This is a genomic window from Janthinobacterium sp. AD80, from assembly GCF_002878455.1.
Lineage (GTDB): Bacteria > Pseudomonadota > Gammaproteobacteria > Burkholderiales > Burkholderiaceae_D > Janthinobacterium.
In genome coordinates this window covers 1-18,970 of sequence record NZ_NRDQ01000008.1, presented here as the reverse complement: position 1 = coordinate 18,970, position 18,970 = coordinate 1, and the positions used below count along the sequence as shown (strand labels likewise).

The 18,970-nt window shown below is 62.5% G+C and carries 16 protein-coding genes and 2 pseudogenes; 5 read left to right on the top strand and 13 right to left on the bottom strand.

Going from position 1 to position 18,970, the window contains the following annotated elements; all coding sequences use genetic code 11:
- The first annotated feature begins 1 nt into the window (after position 1).
- The gene (gene pbpC / locus JaAD80_RS01750) at positions 2–2,098 is read left to right on the top strand and encodes a penicillin-binding protein 1C (RefSeq protein WP_102292627.1); all 2,097 of its coding nucleotides are present in this window, start codon (positions 2–4) and stop codon (positions 2,096–2,098) included.
- Here pbpC and JaAD80_RS01745 read toward each other — a convergent pair whose 3' ends face one another.
- From JaAD80_RS01745 to JaAD80_RS01730, 4 genes are all read right to left on the bottom strand, one after another.
- Entirely contained in the window at positions 2,099–3,721 is a 1,623-nt protein-coding gene (locus tag JaAD80_RS01745) for a DUF2875 family protein (protein ID WP_180979254.1), read from the bottom strand.
- A gap of 107 nt (positions 3,722–3,828) precedes the next feature.
- Positions 3,829–6,144, bottom strand: coding sequence for a DUF3274 domain-containing protein (locus tag JaAD80_RS01740; RefSeq protein WP_102292609.1), 2,316 nt, complete (start codon positions 6,142–6,144; stop codon positions 3,829–3,831).
- A gap of 118 nt (positions 6,145–6,262) precedes the next feature.
- Positions 6,263–6,496 (bottom strand): hypothetical protein, encoded by a 234-nt coding sequence (locus tag JaAD80_RS01735; RefSeq protein WP_102292608.1) that lies wholly within the window; start codon positions 6,494–6,496, stop codon positions 6,263–6,265.
- Between the two features lie 52 nt (positions 6,497–6,548).
- On the bottom strand, positions 6,549–7,229 hold the full coding sequence (locus JaAD80_RS01730) for a hypothetical protein (protein ID WP_146012230.1): 681 nt from the start codon (positions 7,227–7,229) through the stop codon (positions 6,549–6,551).
- 174 nt (positions 7,230–7,403) lie between these two features.
- On the opposite strand from JaAD80_RS01730, the gene JaAD80_RS01725 reads away from it, so the two are divergent.
- A complete protein-coding gene (locus JaAD80_RS01725; protein WP_146012229.1) occupies positions 7,404–7,922 on the top strand; it encodes a hypothetical protein in 519 nt (172 codons plus the stop codon).
- Between the two features lie 21 nt (positions 7,923–7,943).
- On the opposite strand, the gene JaAD80_RS01720 is transcribed toward JaAD80_RS01725, so the two are convergent.
- From JaAD80_RS01720 to JaAD80_RS01680, 9 genes and pseudogenes are all read right to left on the bottom strand, one after another.
- Complete coding sequence (locus JaAD80_RS01720) at positions 7,944–8,288, bottom strand: hypothetical protein (protein WP_102292605.1); 345 nt, start codon at positions 8,286–8,288, stop codon at positions 7,944–7,946.
- A gap of 114 nt (positions 8,289–8,402) precedes the next feature.
- A complete protein-coding gene (locus tag JaAD80_RS01715) occupies positions 8,403–8,885 on the bottom strand; it encodes a hypothetical protein (RefSeq protein WP_102292604.1) in 483 nt (160 codons plus the stop codon).
- Between the two features lie 53 nt (positions 8,886–8,938).
- Positions 8,939–9,481 (bottom strand): hypothetical protein, encoded by a 543-nt coding sequence (locus JaAD80_RS01710; RefSeq protein WP_146012228.1) that lies wholly within the window; start codon positions 9,479–9,481, stop codon positions 8,939–8,941.
- Between the two features lie 114 nt (positions 9,482–9,595).
- Entirely contained in the window at positions 9,596–10,942 is a 1,347-nt protein-coding gene (locus JaAD80_RS01705) for a sigma-54 dependent transcriptional regulator (RefSeq protein WP_102292602.1), read from the bottom strand.
- 19 nt (positions 10,943–10,961) lie between these two features.
- Complete coding sequence (locus JaAD80_RS01700) at positions 10,962–12,830, bottom strand: ATP-binding protein (RefSeq protein WP_102292601.1); 1,869 nt, start codon at positions 12,828–12,830, stop codon at positions 10,962–10,964.
- A 255-nt stretch (positions 12,831–13,085) separates the two neighbouring features.
- Positions 13,086–13,876 (bottom strand): annotated as a pseudogene (locus JaAD80_RS01695) (ABC transporter ATP-binding protein).
- An 11-nt stretch (positions 13,877–13,887) separates the two neighbouring features.
- The gene (locus tag JaAD80_RS01690) at positions 13,888–14,709 is read right to left on the bottom strand and encodes an ABC transporter permease (RefSeq protein WP_102292600.1); all 822 of its coding nucleotides are present in this window, start codon (positions 14,707–14,709) and stop codon (positions 13,888–13,890) included.
- A gap of 15 nt (positions 14,710–14,724) precedes the next feature.
- A complete protein-coding gene (locus JaAD80_RS01685; RefSeq protein ID WP_102292599.1) occupies positions 14,725–15,726 on the bottom strand; it encodes an ABC transporter substrate-binding protein in 1,002 nt (333 codons plus the stop codon).
- Between the two features lie 409 nt (positions 15,727–16,135).
- Complete coding sequence (locus JaAD80_RS01680) at positions 16,136–16,381, bottom strand: hypothetical protein (protein WP_102292598.1); 246 nt, start codon at positions 16,379–16,381, stop codon at positions 16,136–16,138.
- Positions 16,382–16,872: 491 nt separating this feature from the next.
- Here JaAD80_RS01680 and JaAD80_RS01675 point away from each other — a divergent pair, with 491 nt between their 5' ends.
- From JaAD80_RS01675 to JaAD80_RS01665, 3 genes and pseudogenes are all read left to right on the top strand, one after another.
- Positions 16,873–17,373 (top strand): winged helix-turn-helix domain-containing protein, encoded by a 501-nt coding sequence (locus JaAD80_RS01675; protein WP_010396453.1) that lies wholly within the window; start codon positions 16,873–16,875, stop codon positions 17,371–17,373.
- 334 nt (positions 17,374–17,707) lie between these two features.
- On the top strand, positions 17,708–18,580 hold the full coding sequence (locus JaAD80_RS01670) for a zinc-dependent peptidase (RefSeq protein ID WP_102292597.1): 873 nt from the start codon (positions 17,708–17,710) through the stop codon (positions 18,578–18,580).
- 188 nt (positions 18,581–18,768) lie between these two features.
- Positions 18,769–18,970: pseudogene (locus tag JaAD80_RS01665) on the top strand (hypothetical protein); the annotation flags it as partial.

Genomic DNA, 18,970 nt, shown 5'->3' with positions numbered 1-18,970 from the left:
CATGGGCTGCCTGCTGGCTGGCTCCGTCTTCGCTGAAGCGGTATTGACGCCGGCCCAGGTGCAGGCCGCCTATCGCAGTTCGGAGGCGCAATTGCTCGACCGCAGCGGTGCGCCGCTGCAATCCCTGCGCGTGGACATGAAAGTGCGGCGCTTGCCCTGGGTGCCGCTGGCCGATATTTCCCCCGCCGTGCAGCAGGCCGTGCTGCTGGCGGAAGACCAGCGCTTCATGCACCATGGCGGCGTGGATGTGTCCGCGCTGGCCACGGCGGCCTGGGACAATCTGTTTTCCAGGAAAGCCCGCGGCGCGTCCACCATCACCATGCAACTGGCGGGCCAGCTCGATGCGGACTTGCAAGCGGCGGCGGGCGGACGCAGCCTGCGCCAGAAATGGGACCAGATGCGCGCGGCGCAAGCCATCGAGGATAGCTGGAGCAAGGCGCAGATTTTCGAGGCGTACTTGAACCTCGTGTCGTTCCGCGGCGAACTGCAGGGCATCGCCTCTGCTTCGTACAGCCTGTTCGGCAAGGCGCCTTCCGGCCTGAACCAGACGGATGGCATCATCCTGGCCAGCCTGGTGCGCGCGCCGAACGCGCCGCCGGCCACCGTCACGCGGCGCGCCTGCGCGCTGGCAAAAGAGTGGCGCATGGACAGCAGCTGCCAGCTGATCGGCCAGCGCGTGCAGACGGCCCTGCAGCGCACGGCCCTGTACGCGGATCTGGCGCCCGCGCCGCAAGTGGCGCAGCTGCTGCTCAAGCAGTCGGGCGTGGCCATCCGCAGCACGCTCGATGGCCCATTGCAGCGCTTCGCGCAGGAAAATCTGCGCCAGCAACTGGCGTCCTTGCGCGAACGTAATGTCAACGATGGCGCCATCATCGTGCTGGACAACCGCAGCGGTGAAATCCTCGCCTATGTGGGCAATGCGGGCGGCAGCCACGTCGATGGCGTGACGGCCCTGCGCCAGGCCGGTTCCACCTTGAAACCGTTCCTGTATGAACTGGCCATCGAGCGCCGCTTGATGACGGCCGCGTCCGTCATGGACGATTCCCCGCTCGACGTCGCCACGGCGTCCGGCATGTATGCGCCGCAAAACTACGACCGCAACTTCAAGGGCCATGTCAGCGCCCGCACCAGCCTGGCCAGTTCCCTGAACATTCCCGCCGTGCGCACGGTGTTGCTGACGGGCCAGGACGGTTTTTATAATCGCCTGAAGGACGTGGGCCTGTCCAGCCTGACGGAAGCGGCCGAATACTACGGGCCGTCGCTGGCGCTCGGTTCATCCGAAGTAAGCTTGCTGGAACTGGCCAATGCCTACCGCGCGCTGGCCAATGGCGGCAGCTACAGCACAGCCGGCCTGCAAGCTGGCCAGGCGGGCAAGGACAAGCGCCGCGTGATGGAACCGGGTGCCGCCTTCATCGTCGGCGATATCCTGGCCGACCGCGCCGCGCGCAGCATGACGTTTGGCCTGCGCAACGAGCTGGGGACGAATTTCTGGAGTGCCGTCAAGACGGGCACCAGCAAGGACATGCGCGACAACTGGTGCATGGGCTACTCGGAACGCTACACGGTGGGCGTATGGGTGGGTAACTTCGATGGCAAGCCCATGTGGGACGTCTCGGGCGTGACGGGCGCTGCCCCCGTCTGGCGCGACGTCATGGATTACCTGCACAAGAACGTGCCCAGCCATGCGCCGAAAGCGCCGCCCGGCGTGCTGCAGCAGATGGTGGCTTACCAGCCCGCGCTGGAAGCGCCGCGCCGAGAATGGTTTATTGCCGGCACGGAAAGCCCCGTCATCGCCGTGCTGGGCGACACCGTCAAACCACCGGCCATCGTCTACCCGGCCGAAGACAGCATCCTCGCCATCGACCCGGACATTCCACCCGCCTTGCAGCGCGTCTTCTTCCAGGCCCAGGGCAGCCGTAATTTGCGCTGGGTGCTCGACGGCAAGGACATGGGCGCGGCAACAGAGAGCATCAGCTGGCGGCCCGTGCCGGGCAAGCACGCGCTGGCGCTGGTCGATGCGGCAGGCAAGACGGTGGCCCAGGTGGCGTTCCAGGTGCGGGGCAATGCGCTGGCGCAGTTTGCCGCACAGGGTAAATAATCAGTTCGATGGATAATTCGCCGGATCGATGGCCGGCGTGACATAGTGCCGCAACACATCGCCGCCGTGCGGGTGCTTTTGCGTGCGGCGTTTTTCCTCCGACGGCGGGCTGATCAGCACAATTGTCGCTTCCTCCCGGTTGCGCAGGTTGACCACGGCGCTGACGCCGCCATCGCGGTAGCTGCCCATCACGCCGATGGCCATCTGCACGAACAGCGTGGCCGCGCCCGTGTTGCCCAGGCGCCGGTCGGTATCGACCCATTGTGCCGTGTTGCCACTGTCGAGTTCCATGCCGCCGCCTTCCGCATGGCGCAGCAAGGTCTTGTGCAGTGCCAGCAGCTGCGCCTGGTTGCCGCCCGTGGCCGCCACCAGGCGCGCCGGAGCGGCGGGCCGTTCGCTTTCCGGCAAGCCGCGCAATGCTTGCTGCCAGCCCGCCTGCAAGGCTTGCTCGCGCTGGTCGCGCCGCGTGAGCGGCTTGCCGTGTTCATCTTTCATCCTGACAAACGTGGGCCTGTGGATAAAGCCGAAGGTGGGCAGGCGGTCCAGCTGCGCCAGCTGCTCCTTGTTGAACGGCAAGGGAAACCACGGCGTGGCTTGCCAGTCTTTTGGAGGGTGATAAGTTTTGTGCTTGAGCCTGTCAACCATGCTGAAAGTGCCAGTGTCACGGATGTCGGGGCGCTGCGCGAATTGCGCGGCGGCGGGGAGCCGTTCGGCGATTGAGGGCTGACGCTGGGTGAATGCACTCGGGTCTTCTTTTTTGTCTGGATGGGGCACGGCCCGCATCAATTTGTCATATGCCAGATACAGACGCCGCGCCACGCCGTAGGTGTTGAGGTCATCGACGCTGTCCTCGGGCGGCGCATCGTCATATGCAAACTTCCGTACGGCGTCGATGCGCTCGCGCCGGGCCAGCACGAACAGAGCGGAGGCGTCGGGCATTTCGGGGATGTAGTAGCCATCTTTTAGCAATTCAGGAGTGTTGGGACTGCGATTGATATCGCGCGGCTCCATGCCATCATGCGAATTCAAGATGATGTATGGTACGTCAGGATGGGTGTCAAAAAATGCGAAAACATCTTCTAGAATATGCTCGGGGTGTTCCTCGAAGCGTCGTGGTCCGGCCACAAATAGATGCCAGTGCATGCCGGAAGAGGCGGTGCTGCCTGCCAGACCCATAATGGGCGAGTGTGGTGTATCTTGCAGCGCAGGATCTGCAATGGGGCCTTCGGCGTTAAATATGGGAACGGCAAAATACATTGGTGTGTTCAGCGCGCCATTTTCGAGTGAGTCGCCTGTACGCCCCCCACTGGTGCCTGCTTTGTCCAAGCTGCTCCATGGATATTTCTTCTTATCTTGTTCGCGTATGCAGGTATAAGCGTTGCCAGTTTGAAGGGCTTCCCAAAGCTTGCCCTGGCGATACTTGTCCACGGTGATGCCGAGGCCGATGACTTCCAGCACATACTCGCGTTTCTCCTGCTCGGTAGGCGCCGCCAGTTGCACTTGCGGCTGTGCGACGGCCACAGGCTTGGATGAATGCAGCCAGCGAGAACCGAGCAATGTGGCAGCTACAATGGGTGGGATGAGCAACAACCACTGCAAGTACCACCATATTTTGCTGCTCATTGTGGACTCCAATAAGAACGGTGATGGGCTGATCAACAAAGATCCAAGCACTGCCAGGACGATGAGGGCTGCACCGAAGGGATATCGCAAGCATGGAAAAGAGCTTTTCATTTTGGGATATCGTCGCTTGGCTTGTGGACGACTGGCGTGACGACCGACTCGGTGCGCCTGCCGTTGACTGTTTCACATACAACGGTGGAGGGTAGGCCCGCATATAAGGGGGGAATGCAAGCGGGCATCTCCCCCGAACTGTAATAATGCGCATTACCTACGATGATCGCTTTACGTGCCGCCGGCTCGGCAGACAAGTAGACTGCAAAATTTTTTGCAAACGTATCCCATTTCAATATGGATGGGCGCGGTATTTTGTCATCTGTTTTCAACCGCCAATCCGCTACCGCACACAAATACTGGTAAAACTTCGGATCGCTCGATGCCTTACCCCCACCGATGGCCACGTCATACGCCGTCACGTTGCGATGATTCTCTGCGTTGCCGATAATGGCCCCGTGGAAGGATTTGGGGCTGACCTCGTTCTGCCAGCGCTTGCGCGCCTCGTTCGGGGTTTCTTCGCGGTTCACAAGCAGCTTGTCGCCGCCGCCCGGATGGCGCGAGACGCGGTCGATCCTGCATTGCTCGCCCGCCTCCTTGCCCCGGTTCAAGGCCTTTTCCACCTGTTCGCGCTGGCCCGCGCCGAACATGCCAGCACCGAATTCGGGGATGCGCTGCTGCAAGGGGCGTGGGTCGGCGATGATTTCCTGTTTGCGCATTCGCAAACCTTGCTTGCTGGTCACTGCGATGGCCGCGTCGATCGGATCGACTTCCTCGCACGGTCCTTGCTGGTCGCGCGGCAGCTTGGCCTGATCGGAATCCCTGGGGAATTGCCCAGGGCGTATCTCGCCTCCGTCCAGCACGGCTGCCCTGGGTACGCGCAGTGCTTCACCATTGATCGTGCGCAAGCCTTCGCGCTGGCCTGCCGCGGTGGAAAAGATATTCCATTTGCCGGGTTTGACGGGCGGCCATTGTGCCTCGTCATGGTTGCCCCGGTGGCCCCGGTTAGCCCCGGCCACGTGGACATGGTCGTCCTCGCCTTCCAGGCGCAGGGCGAAGTCGTGAGGCGTCTGGCCCACAAGTACCGCCCCATTGTTTTTGCCAGCGGCGTCAAGGCGTTGCTTGTTGGTAAATACGCGCTGATAAAATCCTTTACCCAGTTCCGCCAGCGGCTGGCGGCGCTGGAATTCCTTCTCCCAGCAGGTGGGACCATCACCCCAGATGCTTTTGTCCGTCTTGCCCTTGGTTTTCGACAGTCCATGACCGTCGATGTGGTCGGGTATGCCCTGCCAGCCGATGCCCTGCATATTGTCCAGCGCTACCGTCATGTCTTCGGGACAGAAGTACAGATACACCTTGCCGCGGTTGTCGCGGTCCGCCTCCGCGCGCCATGTCGCACCCGCCATGCCATGGCAGACGGCGTGATCCTTGATTTGCGCCAGGGCGGGCGTGGCGTGCTTTTTGGCCACCACGCCTTGCACGATCTGCGCCAGCGTCTGCAAGCGCGCATGCAGGGTCTGGCGGTTGTCGATGGCCTCGTACTGGTCTTCCATCGCCGCATCCCGGCCGCCGCCAAAGATACGGCTCGATTCCGCCGCGCCAAAAAACATGGTGGTGTCTTCCACCAGGCTGTAGGGTGGATGCGTGAGGATCAGGGTGTCGGCCGGGCGCCTGCCTTCGTCGAGCAAAAACGCTTGTGCCAGCAGCGTGATCAGGCAGCCCTGGCTGTGCGCGACGATGGATACCACGTCGTTGCTGTCGTAATCGCGGACCATGGCGATGAGGGCGGCCAGGCGCTTGGCGGCCAGTACCATGTACATGCGGCCCGGCGCCGTCATCAGCGGACGCACGGGGTCGCCGCCCACGTCATACGGCGAGTACAAGCCCTTGTTCCACATGTCGGGCAAAGTATTGGTGGCGTTGCCGAACGGGCCGCCGTTCTTCGACATGTCCTTGTCGAGGCGGTTGCCGTAGCGATCCGTGTTCTGGCCGTTGACGACTTTGCTGGCGTTGCCGCGTTCGCGAAAGCCCCAGTAAAACGGGATGACGGGGCTGTACGTCGTGTCGTCCTGCTGGCGCTTGAAATACACATCGTCCGGGTCGGCGATCAGCGCATGCTTGTCGGCTGCCTGCGGCAGGCGGTAGGCGGCTGGGGTGAACACATGGCCGCCGCCATACATGCGTGCATCGAGTCCCTGACACAAGCCTTTTTCCACGGCACTGAAACTGGTGCCGACGTCGTTCACGCCATGGATGACGATGACATTGCCCGGCAGCTCCGGGCGAATGCGTACGATGGCGTCGTTCTGGCGTTCGCAATGCAGCAAGGCTTGCGCACGTCCATTCACATAGGGAAGTTTTGGATACGCCATCACCGCTCCTTGCTGACCAGACAGGACAGTGTAGGGCGGGCAAGGGCGGATTAGTTGCGCCTACGCAAACTTTGCGAAGAGCGCATAGCGACGCCGCGCTGGCGCCGCAGCCTGCAGCTTAGCGCCTGCCCAGTTTTCCGTCCGCCAGCCCTGGTGCGACCCACAGCAGTCCCATCCAGATGCAGAACGACAGGCCGCGGTACAGTGTGACAATGCACAGGCCAAAAATAAGGCTGCCGGCGAAGGAGGGCGCGTGCGGCAGTTCGGCGCTGGTGAGGAGAAACTGGGTGGCGATGCCGCTCAGTACCATGACGGGCAGCATGAACCACCATTTGCGTTCGATCGGCGACATATTTTCCTGACAAGGATGCATTCAGCTGATTCTAGCGCAAAAGTTGGCAAAATTACGGTGCGTCGAGGATTTTCGTCAGCGCGATGCGGTAGGCCGGCTGCACCTCGCCATTCTTGTCCAGCTTGTCCGTCATGATCACGCCGTAGCCTTGCGCGTACCACACGTATTCGCCGCTCTGCCCCTTGCTCTTGCCGCCCACGTCATGCAGTTCGAATTTGCAGGCGTCGGGGAAGCGGCGTCCGCCCAGTTCCAGGCGTTCCCAGCCAAGAAAGGTGATGGAGAAATTGCGCTCGTCCGTGCGCGTCGAGGTGGTGATCTTGTCGGACATTCCCGCCAGCGGGTAATGGGTGCTCGTCTGTGTGTCCGCGAACTTGACGCGCACTTCCTGGCCGGCGCGCATGTTGGCGGGGATGGCGGACTGCGGCGTGTAGACATTCTTGCTGCGTAGCGTGCCATCTTCGTTGTAGTGCACCATGCCCGTCAGGAATACCTGGCCGTCGCGGATATCCTGGTAGGACGTGGCCAGCAGCACGCCGCCGTCGAGGATCAGCTGCGTACCCTTGAGTTTCTTGCCCTCAAACATTTCTTCGACGTTGAATTGCACGTCGCCATTGTTCTTGATGAACCTGATGCCGGGCGTCAGCTCCATGCATTCGCCCACCGTCGGCGCCGCCTGTACGCCTGCGGCCACCAGCATTCCTGCCGCCGCCATTGCTTGCCATGCTGCTTTCATTACCATCCTTGTTATATTCTCCTGCCGCGATGATAGCGTGTGGCTACTATTCACGGGTGCACGATTGCCTTATGCTTGAGCGGCAGGCGGCATCGTGACCATCTGCGACTGGCATCAGCGGGCCGCGCGTTTCGCGGCATGGATCGTTGCAGAACTTAGCCCATGAATCAGCCCATGACTTTACGACTATCGATATTGCTGCCCATGCTGTGCGGCGCGCTCGCCTTGCCAGCCGCGCAGGCGCAAGATGCGCCGTATGCCATGCGCGTGGCGCCGGTACCGGTGCCAGGTGCGCTGGATCTGGTCTTTATGGATGAGGCACCCAACCGCACATTCAAGCGGCGCGTGGACTTGTCCGCCATCACCGGCCCGAACGATATGGCGGTGGTCAGGGCGGCCATCAATCCTGTCGTGGTTTTTTTCCAGGTCACGGGACAGGTGCGCCAGCCTGCGCACGCGCTACGGATGGTGACGACACGCAACGGCGAGCTGACGTTGCTCCGGCCGCCGCGTATCGATGACGACAATTATTTTATTGCGCGCAGCTTGAGGAATTGGAGCGTGCATGATGCACAGACCATCAGCTTGACGGTCGAGTTCGGGGACATTGCCGGTAGCCGTCCCCGCTATGCCAACACCTATGTCTTTGTCGAGCGCTACGGCACCTGGCTGTTCGACCGCCACGTGCTGTAGCGCAGCTGCCGGGGTGCAACCTCAGCGCGTCGTCACTGGCGGCGGTGGCGCGATGGGGATGCTGGGCGCGGCCGGCGTTGCCGCCGGCGGTGCGGTGGGCTGGCCGCCGTGCGGTTTGTTCTCGGGATTGGCCGCCGGCTTGCCGCGCCGGCTGCGCTTGTCCGTGCGCGTCTTGTCGGTCTTGCCGTTGTGAATCAGCCGGCCTTTATTGTCGAGCTTGTCGGACTGGTCCGATTTCTGCCCCGGGTCGTTGGGATTGTTGGTGTGGTTGCCCGTCTGGTTTACATTCGTCGTCGACTGGGCTTGCACCCAGGCGCCGCCGACGGTCATCAGGGTGGCGGCCAGCAGGAGGGCGGGAGTTTTCATGATGTCTGTCCTGTGCGTGAATCGAGTATTGCTGTCGAGACTGGATTGTCACATGTCCGATGGCAGCTTCAAGTAGGAATATGCCTCCTGTGCGTGTGAGCGTATTGCCATTGTTCATGCCCGCTTGCCGACCTGCAGGCGCAGGCGCCGTGCGCTCAGGGCGTCGCGCACGCACCATGCCAGCGCCAGGGCACCCAGGCCGGCCAGCCACGCACCGGCGCCGCCGGCGGGCAGCGGTGCTACGGCTGCCGGCAGGGTACGCCAGCCTGGCATGCCTTGCAGCAGCAGGGTGGCGATCACGCCCAGGTTGATGAACAGCAAAACGTGCAGCATGCGTTCGGGCACGGGCAGGCGGCGCGTGTCGCCTTCAACCACCGCATCGCGCAGCGATACGAGGATTTCCGCCAGCAGCAGCGCCGCAGGCCACCAGGCCAGCCAGCCATGCCAGCTGAACAGGCCGAGCGACGGGAACAGCAGGCCGAAGATGGCTTCGCGGGCGCTGTGCAGGCGCTGCTCGGCGGCCGCGCCGGGGGCGCGGCGGCAGCCGCGCGAGCAGCTCGTGGTTGAGGATGACGTCGGCGCCGCCCAGCAAGCCATGGACGAGTAGCGCCGCCTGCAGCGCCGTCATGCGCGGCCCGGGCGGCCGGCGCTCAGCGGCCGGGCTGGCGCGGCGGCACCACGCCCGTGTTGCCCGTGGTACCGGGATTGCCGGTGTTGCCTGGGGTACCCGTGTTGCCGGTATTGCCTGGGGTCCCGGACGTGCCCGAGTTTCCTGTCGTGCCGGAAGTGCCGGAAGTGCCGGAAGTGCCGGAAGTGCCGGAAGTACCGGAAGTGCCCGAGGTACCCGACGTGCCTGTCGTGCCCGTGCCGCCCGTATTGCCCGTCATGTCTTGCGTTCCGCTGCGCGTGGCGTTGCCTGCGGACTGGCCGGCGCTGCCCGGCGCGCCGCCGCCCGAATTGGTGCCGCGGCTGGGCTGCACGGCCTTGTCGTGGTTGCGCGACTTCGCGGATTTTTTCTGCTGTTTCTTGTCGTTGTTGCGGGACGCTGCCGTGCCGTCCTGCGTTGATTGCTGATCTTGCCGGGGCGCCGTGCCGCCGGTGCCGGTGGCCGTATTGCCCGTCGATTGCGCCAGTGCCAGGGCGCTTGCGCCAGCGAACAGCAAGGTGGCCAGCATGCATGCAGATGTTTTCATGGCTACTCCTTCAGAAGAGGAAGAGGAATAGCCATTCTGGCCCCCTTGGGCAGGCTGGCAAGTAGGAGCACGCCGCAAACGCATGTGGGTGCATGGCTGGCCGCCATGCAGGCATCAGCGGAATTGTTCCGTCGAAATATCGAAACGCTTGAGCTTGTCGTACAGGGTCTTCTTCGGGATATTCAGCGCGGCGGCCGCGTCAATGACGTTGCCATTGTGGCGGCGCAAGGCTTCCTCGATGATGGAAATTTCGAAGGTATCGACCTGTTCGGCCAGCGAGGCTTCGCGGCAGCCGGCCGGGCTCAGGGTATCGTCGAGCAGACCCAGCACGAAGCGGTCTGCCACGTTGTGCAGTTCGCGCACATTGCCGGCCCAGCGCTGCGCCATCAGCGAGGCCAGCAGTTCGCCGCTGACGAGGGCGGCCGGCTGGCCATAGCGCAGGGCTGCCTGCAGCACGAAAAACTCGAACAGCAGGGGGATATCCTCGCGGCGGTTGCGCAGCGCAGGCAAGGTCAGGCTGGCCACATTCAGGCGGTAATACAGGTCGGGGCGGAACTTGCCTTGCTCCGCCAGCACATTCAAGTCTTCCTTGGCGGCGGCGATGACGCGGAAATTCACGGAAATGAGTTTATTCGAACCCAGCCGTTCCACCTGGCGCTCCTGCAGCACGCGCAGCAATTTGACTTGCAGGGCCAGCGGCATGCTTTCGATTTCATCGAGGAACAGGGTGCCGCCGTTCGCGTACTCGATCTTGCCGATGCGCTGGCGCTGCGCGCCCGTGAACGCGCCTTCCTCGTGGCCGAACAGTTCCGACTCGAAGATCGACTCGGGCAGGGCGCCGCAGTTAATCGCCACGAAAGGGTGGTCGCGCCGTTCGCTGAAGTCGTGCAGGCAGCGCGCGATGAGTTCCTTGCCAGTGCCCGTCTCGCCGAGGATGATGATGTCGGCCGACTTGGGCGCCAGGTTCAGCACCAGCTGGCGCACCTTGGCCATGGCCGCGCTGCGGCCCACGATGCGCGCCTCGATGCCGGCGCGGTTTTCCAGCTGCGCCCGCAGCTTCATGTTTTCCAGCACCAGATGGCGCTTGTCCAGGGCGCGGCGGCACACTTCCACCAGCAGGTCGGCGGAAAACGGTTTTTCGATGAAATCGTAGGCGCCACGGCGCATGGCGCCCACGGCCATCGACACGTCGCCGTGGCCCGTGACGAGGATGACGGGCAGGCTGGCATCCTGCGCCACGGCGATATCGAGCAGTTTCAAGCCATCCATGCCGGGCAGCTTGATGTCGCTCAATAAAATGCCGGCAAATTCCGGTACCAGCCACGGCAGGGCTTCTTCCGCCGTGGCGACGGCCGTCACCTGCAGGCCCGCCAGTTCCAGCGATTGCCGCGCGCCCTTGCGCACGACGGCATCGTCTTCCACCAGCAGCACTTGCATGCCGTCAAAATTATTCTCGTGCATCCGATCCTCTGTCTTTGTTCTATTCCCCCGAGTCGCAGCTCAGGGTGATGGTAAATTGCGCGCCGCCCCCTTCCGCGGCGCTGCGGTTGCGCACGGCCAGCGCGCTGCCGGCCGCCCGCAGGATGCCGGCGCTGATCGACAAGCCCAGGCCCAGTCCGTGTTCCTTGGTGGTATAGAAGGGGTCGAAGATCTTGTCGAGCGAAGCGAGCGGGATGCCGGGGCCATTATCGGTGATATGGATGATGGCCAGTGTTCCTTCTCTGCGCACCTGCAGCCAGATCTGCACGGGCTCGCCTTCCGGCACGGCATCCATGGCGTTGGTGATCAGGTTGCTGAACACTTGTTCCAGGCCAATCGCATTGCACAGCACGATGATGTCGTCTTCCAGCCAGCTTTCATGCAGGCTCAAGCGCTGCGAGCCCTTGCGCGTGCGGATTTGCAGCATGGTTTGCGCGAAGGCCTGGCGCACGCTGACGGGTTTGCGGGCATCGTCGCTGCGCCGTGCAAAGCCTTTCAGCTGCGACGTGACATAGCCGAGGCGCTTGACGAGGTCGGAAATGGTCGACAGATTGTCCAGTGCATCGTCGATGCGTCCGCGCGCCAAAAATACCTTGGCATTGTCGGAAAAGGTTTGCAGGGCGGCCAGCGGCTGGTTCAGTTCGTGCGTCACGCCGGCTGCCATCTGGCCGATGGCCGCCAGCTTGCCGCTTTGCACCAGTTCCGCCTGGGCATAGCGCAAGGTCTGTTCGGCCCGTTCGCGTTCCGCCACTTCCGCCTGCAGGCGGCCATTCGCGTGCACCAGGTCGGCCGTGCGCTGCTCGACCTTGATTTCCAGCTGTTCATAGGCGCGCGCCAGCGTCTGCTGCGCGTTCAGGCGCTCGTCGATGCGGCGCCGCCGCTGGCGCGCATACATCAGGGCCAGCAGCAGCAGTGCCCAGCCCAGCGCGGCGGCGATGGCCGCATTGCGCGCCGCCGCGTTCACCTGGTCGAGTTCGGCCAGCACGGTGATCTGCCATTGCAGCGGACCCAGCGCGCGGTGCACGGCGAGGTAGTCGGCGCTGCCGGACAGGGCCGGCGTATCGCCCGTCTGCGGGCGCTCCAGTGTCATCACGCTGGCGCCATCGGAAAACTGGCGCCGCACCTGGTGCGGCAGGATGGGCAGGTTTTCTTGCAGGAACTGGCGCTGTTCGCTGATGTCTTTTTTGGCGGCCGGCGACAAGGGCGCCAGGGTCTTGAACTTGAACGCTTGCGTGGTGGCCAGGATGAGCACGCCATTCGCATCCTTGACCCAGATCTGTTCGCCCGCCCCGGGCGTGCGCCACGATTGCTCGATCCAGTCCAGGTTGACCTTGGCGGCAACGATGCCGATGATGCGCCCGTTGCGCTGCACGGGCTGCGAAATGAAATAGCCGGCCTCGAAGGTCGAGGCGCCGATGCCGTAGAAGCGGCCGATGCCGCCCGCGATGGCGTTCTTGAAATACGGACGGAAGCCGTAGTTGACGCCCACGTACGAGCTGCGGTCTTGCCAGTTGCTCGAGGCCAGGGTCGTGCCCTTGTCGTCGAGCACGTACACGGCAAAGGCGCCCGCGCGCTGGTTGATGTCGATCAGGTAGGCATTGATCTGCGCGACTTTGTCCGGCGTTGGCTGTTCCAGCAGTTGCGCCACGGCATCGCTCTGGGCCACGGCCAGGGGCAGGAATTCGTATTTGTTGAGGGCGCCGCCGATGGACGCCGCATACAGCTCCGCGCGCGAATCGAGGGTGCGGTGCAATTCATCAAGCTGGCGCTGCTTGACCCAGGCATACGACGCCCACGCCAGCACGGCCAGCGAACCCACGGCCAGCAGGGGGCCGAGCGCTGGTCTCATGGTCCATTTGCCGAATGCCATGGTGCTCCGTGTGTCGGGTTAAATTCTCGGGTTGCTACGACGGTATTGTAGTGTATGGCGTGATTCACCCCGACTGGGGTGAATCCAAAGTAATGGCTCACAAGCAAACTTGCGGCGTCTGACAAAACCGTAGCGAGCGGAAGGGAGAGGTGGCCGAGAAGCGCAACCGTACTAAAGTACGGGGGCGCCGAGCCGGTGAGCATCACAGGCAGCCTATACCGACGCGCAGCAGGTTTGGTCAGACGCAATCAGCCACTAATCAGCCGTACTTGCCATCGTTTCCGCGTTGTGGTGACGCTGCTGCTCTTCCATCACCATCTCGCCCAGCATGCGCTTCAGGCGGTTGAACTCGGGGTCGCTCGGGTCGCGTGGGCGGGCAGGTCGATGGCCACGTCGCGCTTGATGGTGCCGGGACGGTAGGTCATGACGATGGTGCGGTCGGCCAGGTAGATCGATTCCTCGATCGAGTGCGTCACAAACACGATGGTGGTGCCGAAGACCTTCCAGATTTTCAGCAATTCATCTTGCAGGTTGCGGCGCGTCAGGGCGTCCAGCGCGCCGAACGGTTCATCCATCAGCATGATGGGCGAATCGAGGGCCAGCACGCGGGCGATCGCCACGCGCTGGCGCATGCCGCCCGACAAGTCTTTCGGGTAGCGGGCTCGGAATTCCGTCAAGCCCAGCATGCTCAGCAGCATGTCGACCCGTTCCTTGATCTCGGCCGGCGTCTTGCCGGCGATTTCCAGGCCGAAGGCGATATTCGCCTCGATGGTCATCCATGGGAACAGCGCGTACTCCTGGAACACCATGCCGCGGTCGGGGCCGGGCTCGGTGATCAGCTTGCCGCCGGCCAGGATCTGGCCCGAGGTCGGCTGTGAAAAGCCGGCGATGGCGTTCAACAGGGTCGACTTGCCGCAGCCTGACGGTCCCAGCAGGCAGATGAACTCGCCGCTGGCGATTTCCAGGTTGATATCCTTCAGGGCGATGACGTCCGCGCCGCCGGTGGTGAAGATTTTATTGACTGCATTGATATTGATCGTGGTCATGGCCGTTCCTCTCAGTGTTCCAGGCCGCGGTGCCACTGCAGCAAATGATTGTTCAGGGCGTTCATGGCCATATCGATGGCCAGGCCGAACAGGCCGATGGTAAACATGCCGGCGATAATCTTGTCGGACCAGAAGTATTCGCGCGCTTCCAGGATACGGAAGCCCAGGCCGCTGTTGACGGCGATCATTTCCGCCACGATCACGACGATGAAGGCCGTGCCCATGCCGATGCGCGCGCCGGCCAAAATATACGGTGTGGCGGCCGGCAGGATGACGCGGCGGAACATGGTCATCTGGCTGGCGCCCAGGTTGCGCGCGGCGCGGATATAGATGCCGTCGACCTGGCGCACGCCGGCGATGGTATTCATCAGCACGGGGAAGAAGGAACCAATGCTAATCAGGAAGAAGGCGGGCGGGTTGCCCAGGCCAAACCACAGGATCGCCAGCGGAATGTAGGCGATGGGCGGAATCGGGCGCAGCACCTGCACCAGCGGGTCGAAGAGTTTATAGATGGTCTTGTTGGTGCCCATCAGCAAACCCAGCGGCAAGGCCAGGCCGGCGCCGATGGCGAAGCCGCCCAGCACGCGCGACAGGCTGGCCCAGGCGTCATGCGGCAGTTCGCCGGAGAACATCCACACCAGGTAATTGCCCGCTTCCGGCGTGTACGCTTCCATCGGCATCAGGTATTCATACCATTTCACCAGCACGGCCACGGGCGAGGGCAGGATCTGCGGATTGATCCAGCCGAATGTCGACATGGCTTGCCACAGCAGCAGCACGGCGACGGGCACGGCGGCACCGTGCGCGAAGCGTTTCATCATTTGAATATTCATCGTGATACTTTCAGATTAGCGTGGAGCGTAGGACTTCTTGGCTTTTTCCAGCAGGTCCAGCTTGACCCAGTCCTTGGCGGCAGGCGGTTTGGCCATGCGGCCCACGCCGAATTTCACCATGTAGTCGGTGGTCAGCTGCACGTGGCTCTGGGTGATGTCTTCCGTGAAGATGGCGTTGTCGATGGCATCGCGGTAATCCTCGGTGGTGATCTGGTTCTTGAACATCGATTCGCGCACGTATTTTTCCGCCAGTTTCGGATCGGCCAAAAAGGCGCGCGTGGCGGCGACGAAGCAATCCATGAAGCGTTGCGCCACGGCCGGCTTTTCCTTGTACATTTTTTCCGTCATCACGAGCGCGCGCACGGGTTCGCCCAGCGGCGTGTCATACGGCTTGAGGATGGCCGACCCGTATTTCTTGTGGATGGCTTGCGTGGAGTACGGCTCGGACTGGCTCATGGCGTCGATGTCCTTGGTCAGCAGGGCCTGGTTCAAGTCCGGGTAGCCCATGTACAGGATCTGCACGTCCTTGCCCGGCTTGTCGGACCAGGTCAGCTTGGCCTTGGTGAGTTCGGCAAACAGCAGGATTTCCTGCGGGCCGCCGCGCGTGACGCCGACTTTCTTGCCTTTCAGGTCGGCGATGCCCTTGATGTTCAGGTCGGGACGCCCGACGATCTGCACGCCGCCCTTGGCGAAGCCGCCCACCAGGTAGACGGGCAAGCCGGTGGCGCGGCCCGTGATGGCCGCTTCCAGCGCACTGGCGGACACATCGATTTCACCGGCGATCATGGCCGGCACGATGTCGAGGCCCTTGGCGAAGATGCGCTCTTCAATTTTCAAATCGTATTTGGGCGCGATTTCCTTCATGTAGGCGACGGCGCCGTAATGGGCGAATTTCAGGTTGCCCAGGCGTACGGTGTCGGCCGCGTGGACGGCCAGCGGGAATTGCGCGGCCAGGGCGACGGCCACGGCCAGTGCTTTGGTATTCAGGAAGGACGAGATGCGGAAAGTGCGAGCCATGCTGTGTCTCCAAAAGGTAGATGGTTTTATATGGGTGCTGCCGCCGCTCTGTGGCGGTTATGAAAATATAAAAGCATCTTCCGTGCCAGTGGAGCGCATTTTGACGGTTATTGCAAGTGATTGTTTATAAAGGTTTAATTTGAATCTATTGAAATGAGGAAACTACGTGATTCCGCTTTTCCGCACGCGAGAGGGAAACGGCGTGCGGTTTGCCGCATTGCCGGCGGTTACGCGGCAGGCACTGGCGGGCTTGCGGCAGGCGCGATGGATGGCGGGGAGGGTGAACCTAAATCGCCTGGCCCACTCCAATCGTAAAAAAACGCGTTGCAAAACCAGCTGGCAACGCGTAACTCCCCCGTGGAGTCGGGGCGGCGCCGCGCGGGCGCCTGTCTGATGTGTTTTGTCGCGCTTATTTGGCCGGCGTGGCGGGCGGCAGTGCGGGGGCCGTCGCAGGATCGGTGAGCGGCGCTGGCGGTGTGACGTTGCCCGGGCCCGCTTCCGGCGTGGCCGGGGTCACGGGTGGCGGCATTACCTGGGGCGCGGAGCTGGGTGTGGGCGCGGTCTCGGGCAAGGGCGCGTCGGCAGGCTTTTTGCAGGCGGACAGGGTGACGAGCAGGGTGGCGGCCAGCAGGGCGGGGAGTTTCATGATCTTCATGATGGTTCCTTTGCAATGGTTGTCGCGGCGGGCGTGGCAAGCGAGGTATCGCGTGCCGCGCGGGAGCCTTGAATTTATTGCAAGAGTGCTGACGCTTCTGTTCGCTATTTCACCTAGCGCGGTGAAACGCGGTGAAAGTAAGTGACAGCGGATGAAAAGTCGAGCGCGATGAAAGTAGGGAGAAAGAGAAAATAATTCCACATGGAAATATTTTTCACTTTCTTGCTTCTAATGTTCGTTAACGCACAGACCAAGACAGGCGAGACGGGCATTCTATGGTCAGACGCCTAGGATTTGTGGCTTTCTGGCATAAAAATTGCCAAGAACTTAACAATCCGGGCTACCGGCAATCGTTTAAAAGGAGTATTCAAATGCATGCAATGACTCAGTCTCACGTGAAGAGCGAATTAAAGGCAGCGCACCAGGAACTTCGTAGCCCCGAAAAAGGCTCGCAAATGGTGGAACGTGCGGCCCCGATCCCCCCGGAGCGCATGAATCCCATTTCCATGGCACCGATCGAGCGCGTGCGTTCGACATCCGCTACCTTGCGCCGTATCGAAAACATGCAAAAGCTGATCGGCGAACTGTCGCTGCACGAGATGCTGGCCGATGAAATCGCCTGGTTCCTCAAGTTTTCGCCATCCGGTGCCCGCAAATACATCCGCGACCTGCGCGAAGCGGGCGTGATCGAACTGGCACGCTATATCGAAGGCACCGCCACCTACCTGGGCAAGGCAGTGTACCAGCTGACCCCCGACCCTGAGCGCGTGCGTGCCTTCCTGGCCGCCATCGTCCAGCCAAAACGCGAAGGCGCGCCACCGCGCAAGGACCGTCCCGGCCTGCGCGAGCAAAGCATGGCAGGCAGCGGCCGCCACTTCCACATCCTGGCCGATGACACGCATTACGCCATCCGCGTCAACCGCGGTCCCGTGACGCGCGATCCGCTGGTGGCCGCCTTGTTTGGTGCCCCGCAACAGAAAGCGGCAGAGTAATACCTGCGCAAACCTCGCGTGGCCTGCCACCTGCGATGCTGACCGGTTCGGCGCCTCCGTTCTGACATACGGTTGCGCTTCCTGGTCGCAAAGCAATGCCGCCCGCGACGGTTTTGCCAAGTCGTGTGATGCTGTAAGAAAAGCCGGGTTGCAGCCCGGCTTTTGGCGTTGGGGTCGGTGATTCACGGTGTCTGATTGAAAACACTGCAAGCATCCCCATGTGGGCTGGACTGCTGCCCGTACTGCGCGGGTTCACCTGAAGGAGCTTGTCCTTGTCTGCCTACGCCGCCCTGCTATCGTTCCCGCCATCGCGCTGCCTGAAACGGGTTGCCGCATGAACCCGCTGCTATGGATTGCCCTTGTCACGGCCGCCATCGTCTTTTCATTATGGTTTCCCCGCTGGCGCCTGAAGCGGGCGCTGGACCAACCCTTGCCCCCGGAAGGCCTGGCGGTGCTGGAAACAAATATTCCCGTCTACCGCCGCATGCCTGCCTCGCTGCAGGAGCAGCTGCGCCGTCTGGTGGTGCAGTTTTTGTACCAGAAGAAATTTGTCGGCTGCGGCGGCCTGGGAATCACGGACGAGATGCGCTATACCATCGCCGGCCAGGCTTGTCTGCTGCTGCTGAACCGCCAGACGCAGGTGTATCCCGAGCTCGACACCATCCTCGTGTACCCCACGGAATTCATTGTCACGCGCAATGAAGTGGGGCCGGGCGGCGTGGTGACGCCATCGGCGAATGGTTTGCTGGGTGAATCGTGGGGCGATGGCCGCGTCGTGCTGGCCTGGGACCACGTGCAGCGCGGTGCGGCTGACTGGACCGATGGCCACAACGTGGTGCTGCATGAATTCGCCCACCAGCTCGACAGCGAGTCGGGCGCCGCGAATGGCGCGCCGTACTTGCCGAACGTGTCCAGCTACCGCAGTTGGGCCACGGTGCTGTCGCGCGATTTCGATAATCTGCGCCACGACGCCATGGTCCAGCAGCAAAGCGTGATGGACCATTACGGCGCCACGAATCCCGCCGAATTCTTTGCCGTGGCGACGGAAACCTTCTTTGAAAAGCCCTACCAGATGGCCGAGCACCATGCGGAGCTGTATGCGCAATTCCTGCAGTACTACAAGGTCGACCCGCGCGACTGGATGGCGCCGCCCGTGGAACCCGAGCACATGGCGTCGCCATTTCCCAATTACGCGCCGCACTGGTAGCGCGCAGATCGCTGACCTGATTTACGCAGCGCGGACACGGCAATTCCTGGCCGATGCCGCAGCCCGTATGGCGTGGCGGCCTGAGGATGTGTGAGCTGTGTGCGCAAGCGAACGGTATTTCGCCAGCAGCAAGCGCACGCTATGCGGGTGGCGCGCGGTGCGCCAGCAGCCGACCAGGAGGGCAGATCATGTCACGCATCATCGCAGGCCATTTTCAGTTGCAGGACCAAATTGACGCCGCGCGCGCCGCGCTGAACCAGGCGGGTTTTCCCGACAGCCGCATCAGCGCTTTTTTCGTCAACCAGCCGGGCCAGCATGACTTGCATGCGCTGGGCGGCGACCGCGACATGTCACCGGGCGCCAAGGAAACGCCCGAAGGGGTGGCGGAAG

Bases quoted from the DNA above. Each gene is read 5' to 3' on its own strand.
- JaAD80_RS01740 (WP_102292609.1), bottom strand. From the start codon at position 6,144: ATGGCGTATCCAAAACTTCCCTATGTGAATGGACGTGCGCAAGCCTTG.
- JaAD80_RS01715 (WP_102292604.1), bottom strand. From the start codon at position 8,885: ATGGCTTGCTGGGCGGCGCCGACGTCATCCTCAACCACGAGCTGCTCG.
- JaAD80_RS01705 (WP_102292602.1), bottom strand. From the start codon at position 10,942: ATGCACGAGAATAATTTTGACGGCATGCAAGTGCTGCTGGTGGAAGAC.
- JaAD80_RS01725 (WP_146012229.1), top strand. From the start codon at position 7,404: ATGACTTTACGACTATCGATATTGCTGCCCATGCTGTGCGGCGCGCTC.
- JaAD80_RS01685 (WP_102292599.1), bottom strand. From the start codon at position 15,726: ATGGCTCGCACTTTCCGCATCTCGTCCTTCCTGAATACCAAAGCACTG.
- JaAD80_RS01670 (WP_102292597.1), top strand. From the start codon at position 17,708: ATGAACCCGCTGCTATGGATTGCCCTTGTCACGGCCGCCATCGTCTTT.
- JaAD80_RS01710 (WP_146012228.1), bottom strand. From the start codon at position 9,481: ATGAAAACATCTGCATGCATGCTGGCCACCTTGCTGTTCGCTGGCGCA.
- JaAD80_RS01720 (WP_102292605.1), bottom strand. From the start codon at position 8,288: ATGAAAACTCCCGCCCTCCTGCTGGCCGCCACCCTGATGACCGTCGGC.
- pbpC (WP_102292627.1), top strand. From the start codon at position 2: ATGGGCTGCCTGCTGGCTGGCTCCGTCTTCGCTGAAGCGGTATTGACG.
- JaAD80_RS01690 (WP_102292600.1), bottom strand. From the start codon at position 14,709: ATGAATATTCAAATGATGAAACGCTTCGCGCACGGTGCCGCCGTGCCC.
- JaAD80_RS01680 (WP_102292598.1), bottom strand. From the start codon at position 16,381: ATGAAGATCATGAAACTCCCCGCCCTGCTGGCCGCCACCCTGCTCGTC.
- JaAD80_RS01675 (WP_010396453.1), top strand. From the start codon at position 16,873: ATGAATCCCATTTCCATGGCACCGATCGAGCGCGTGCGTTCGACATCC.
- JaAD80_RS01735 (WP_102292608.1), bottom strand. From the start codon at position 6,496: ATGTCGCCGATCGAACGCAAATGGTGGTTCATGCTGCCCGTCATGGTA.
- JaAD80_RS01730 (WP_146012230.1), bottom strand. From the start codon at position 7,229: ATGAAAGCAGCATGGCAAGCAATGGCGGCGGCAGGAATGCTGGTGGCC.
- JaAD80_RS01700 (WP_102292601.1), bottom strand. From the start codon at position 12,830: ATGGCATTCGGCAAATGGACCATGAGACCAGCGCTCGGCCCCCTGCTG.
- JaAD80_RS01745 (WP_180979254.1), bottom strand. From the start codon at position 3,721: ATGAGCAGCAAAATATGGTGGTACTTGCAGTGGTTGTTGCTCATCCCA.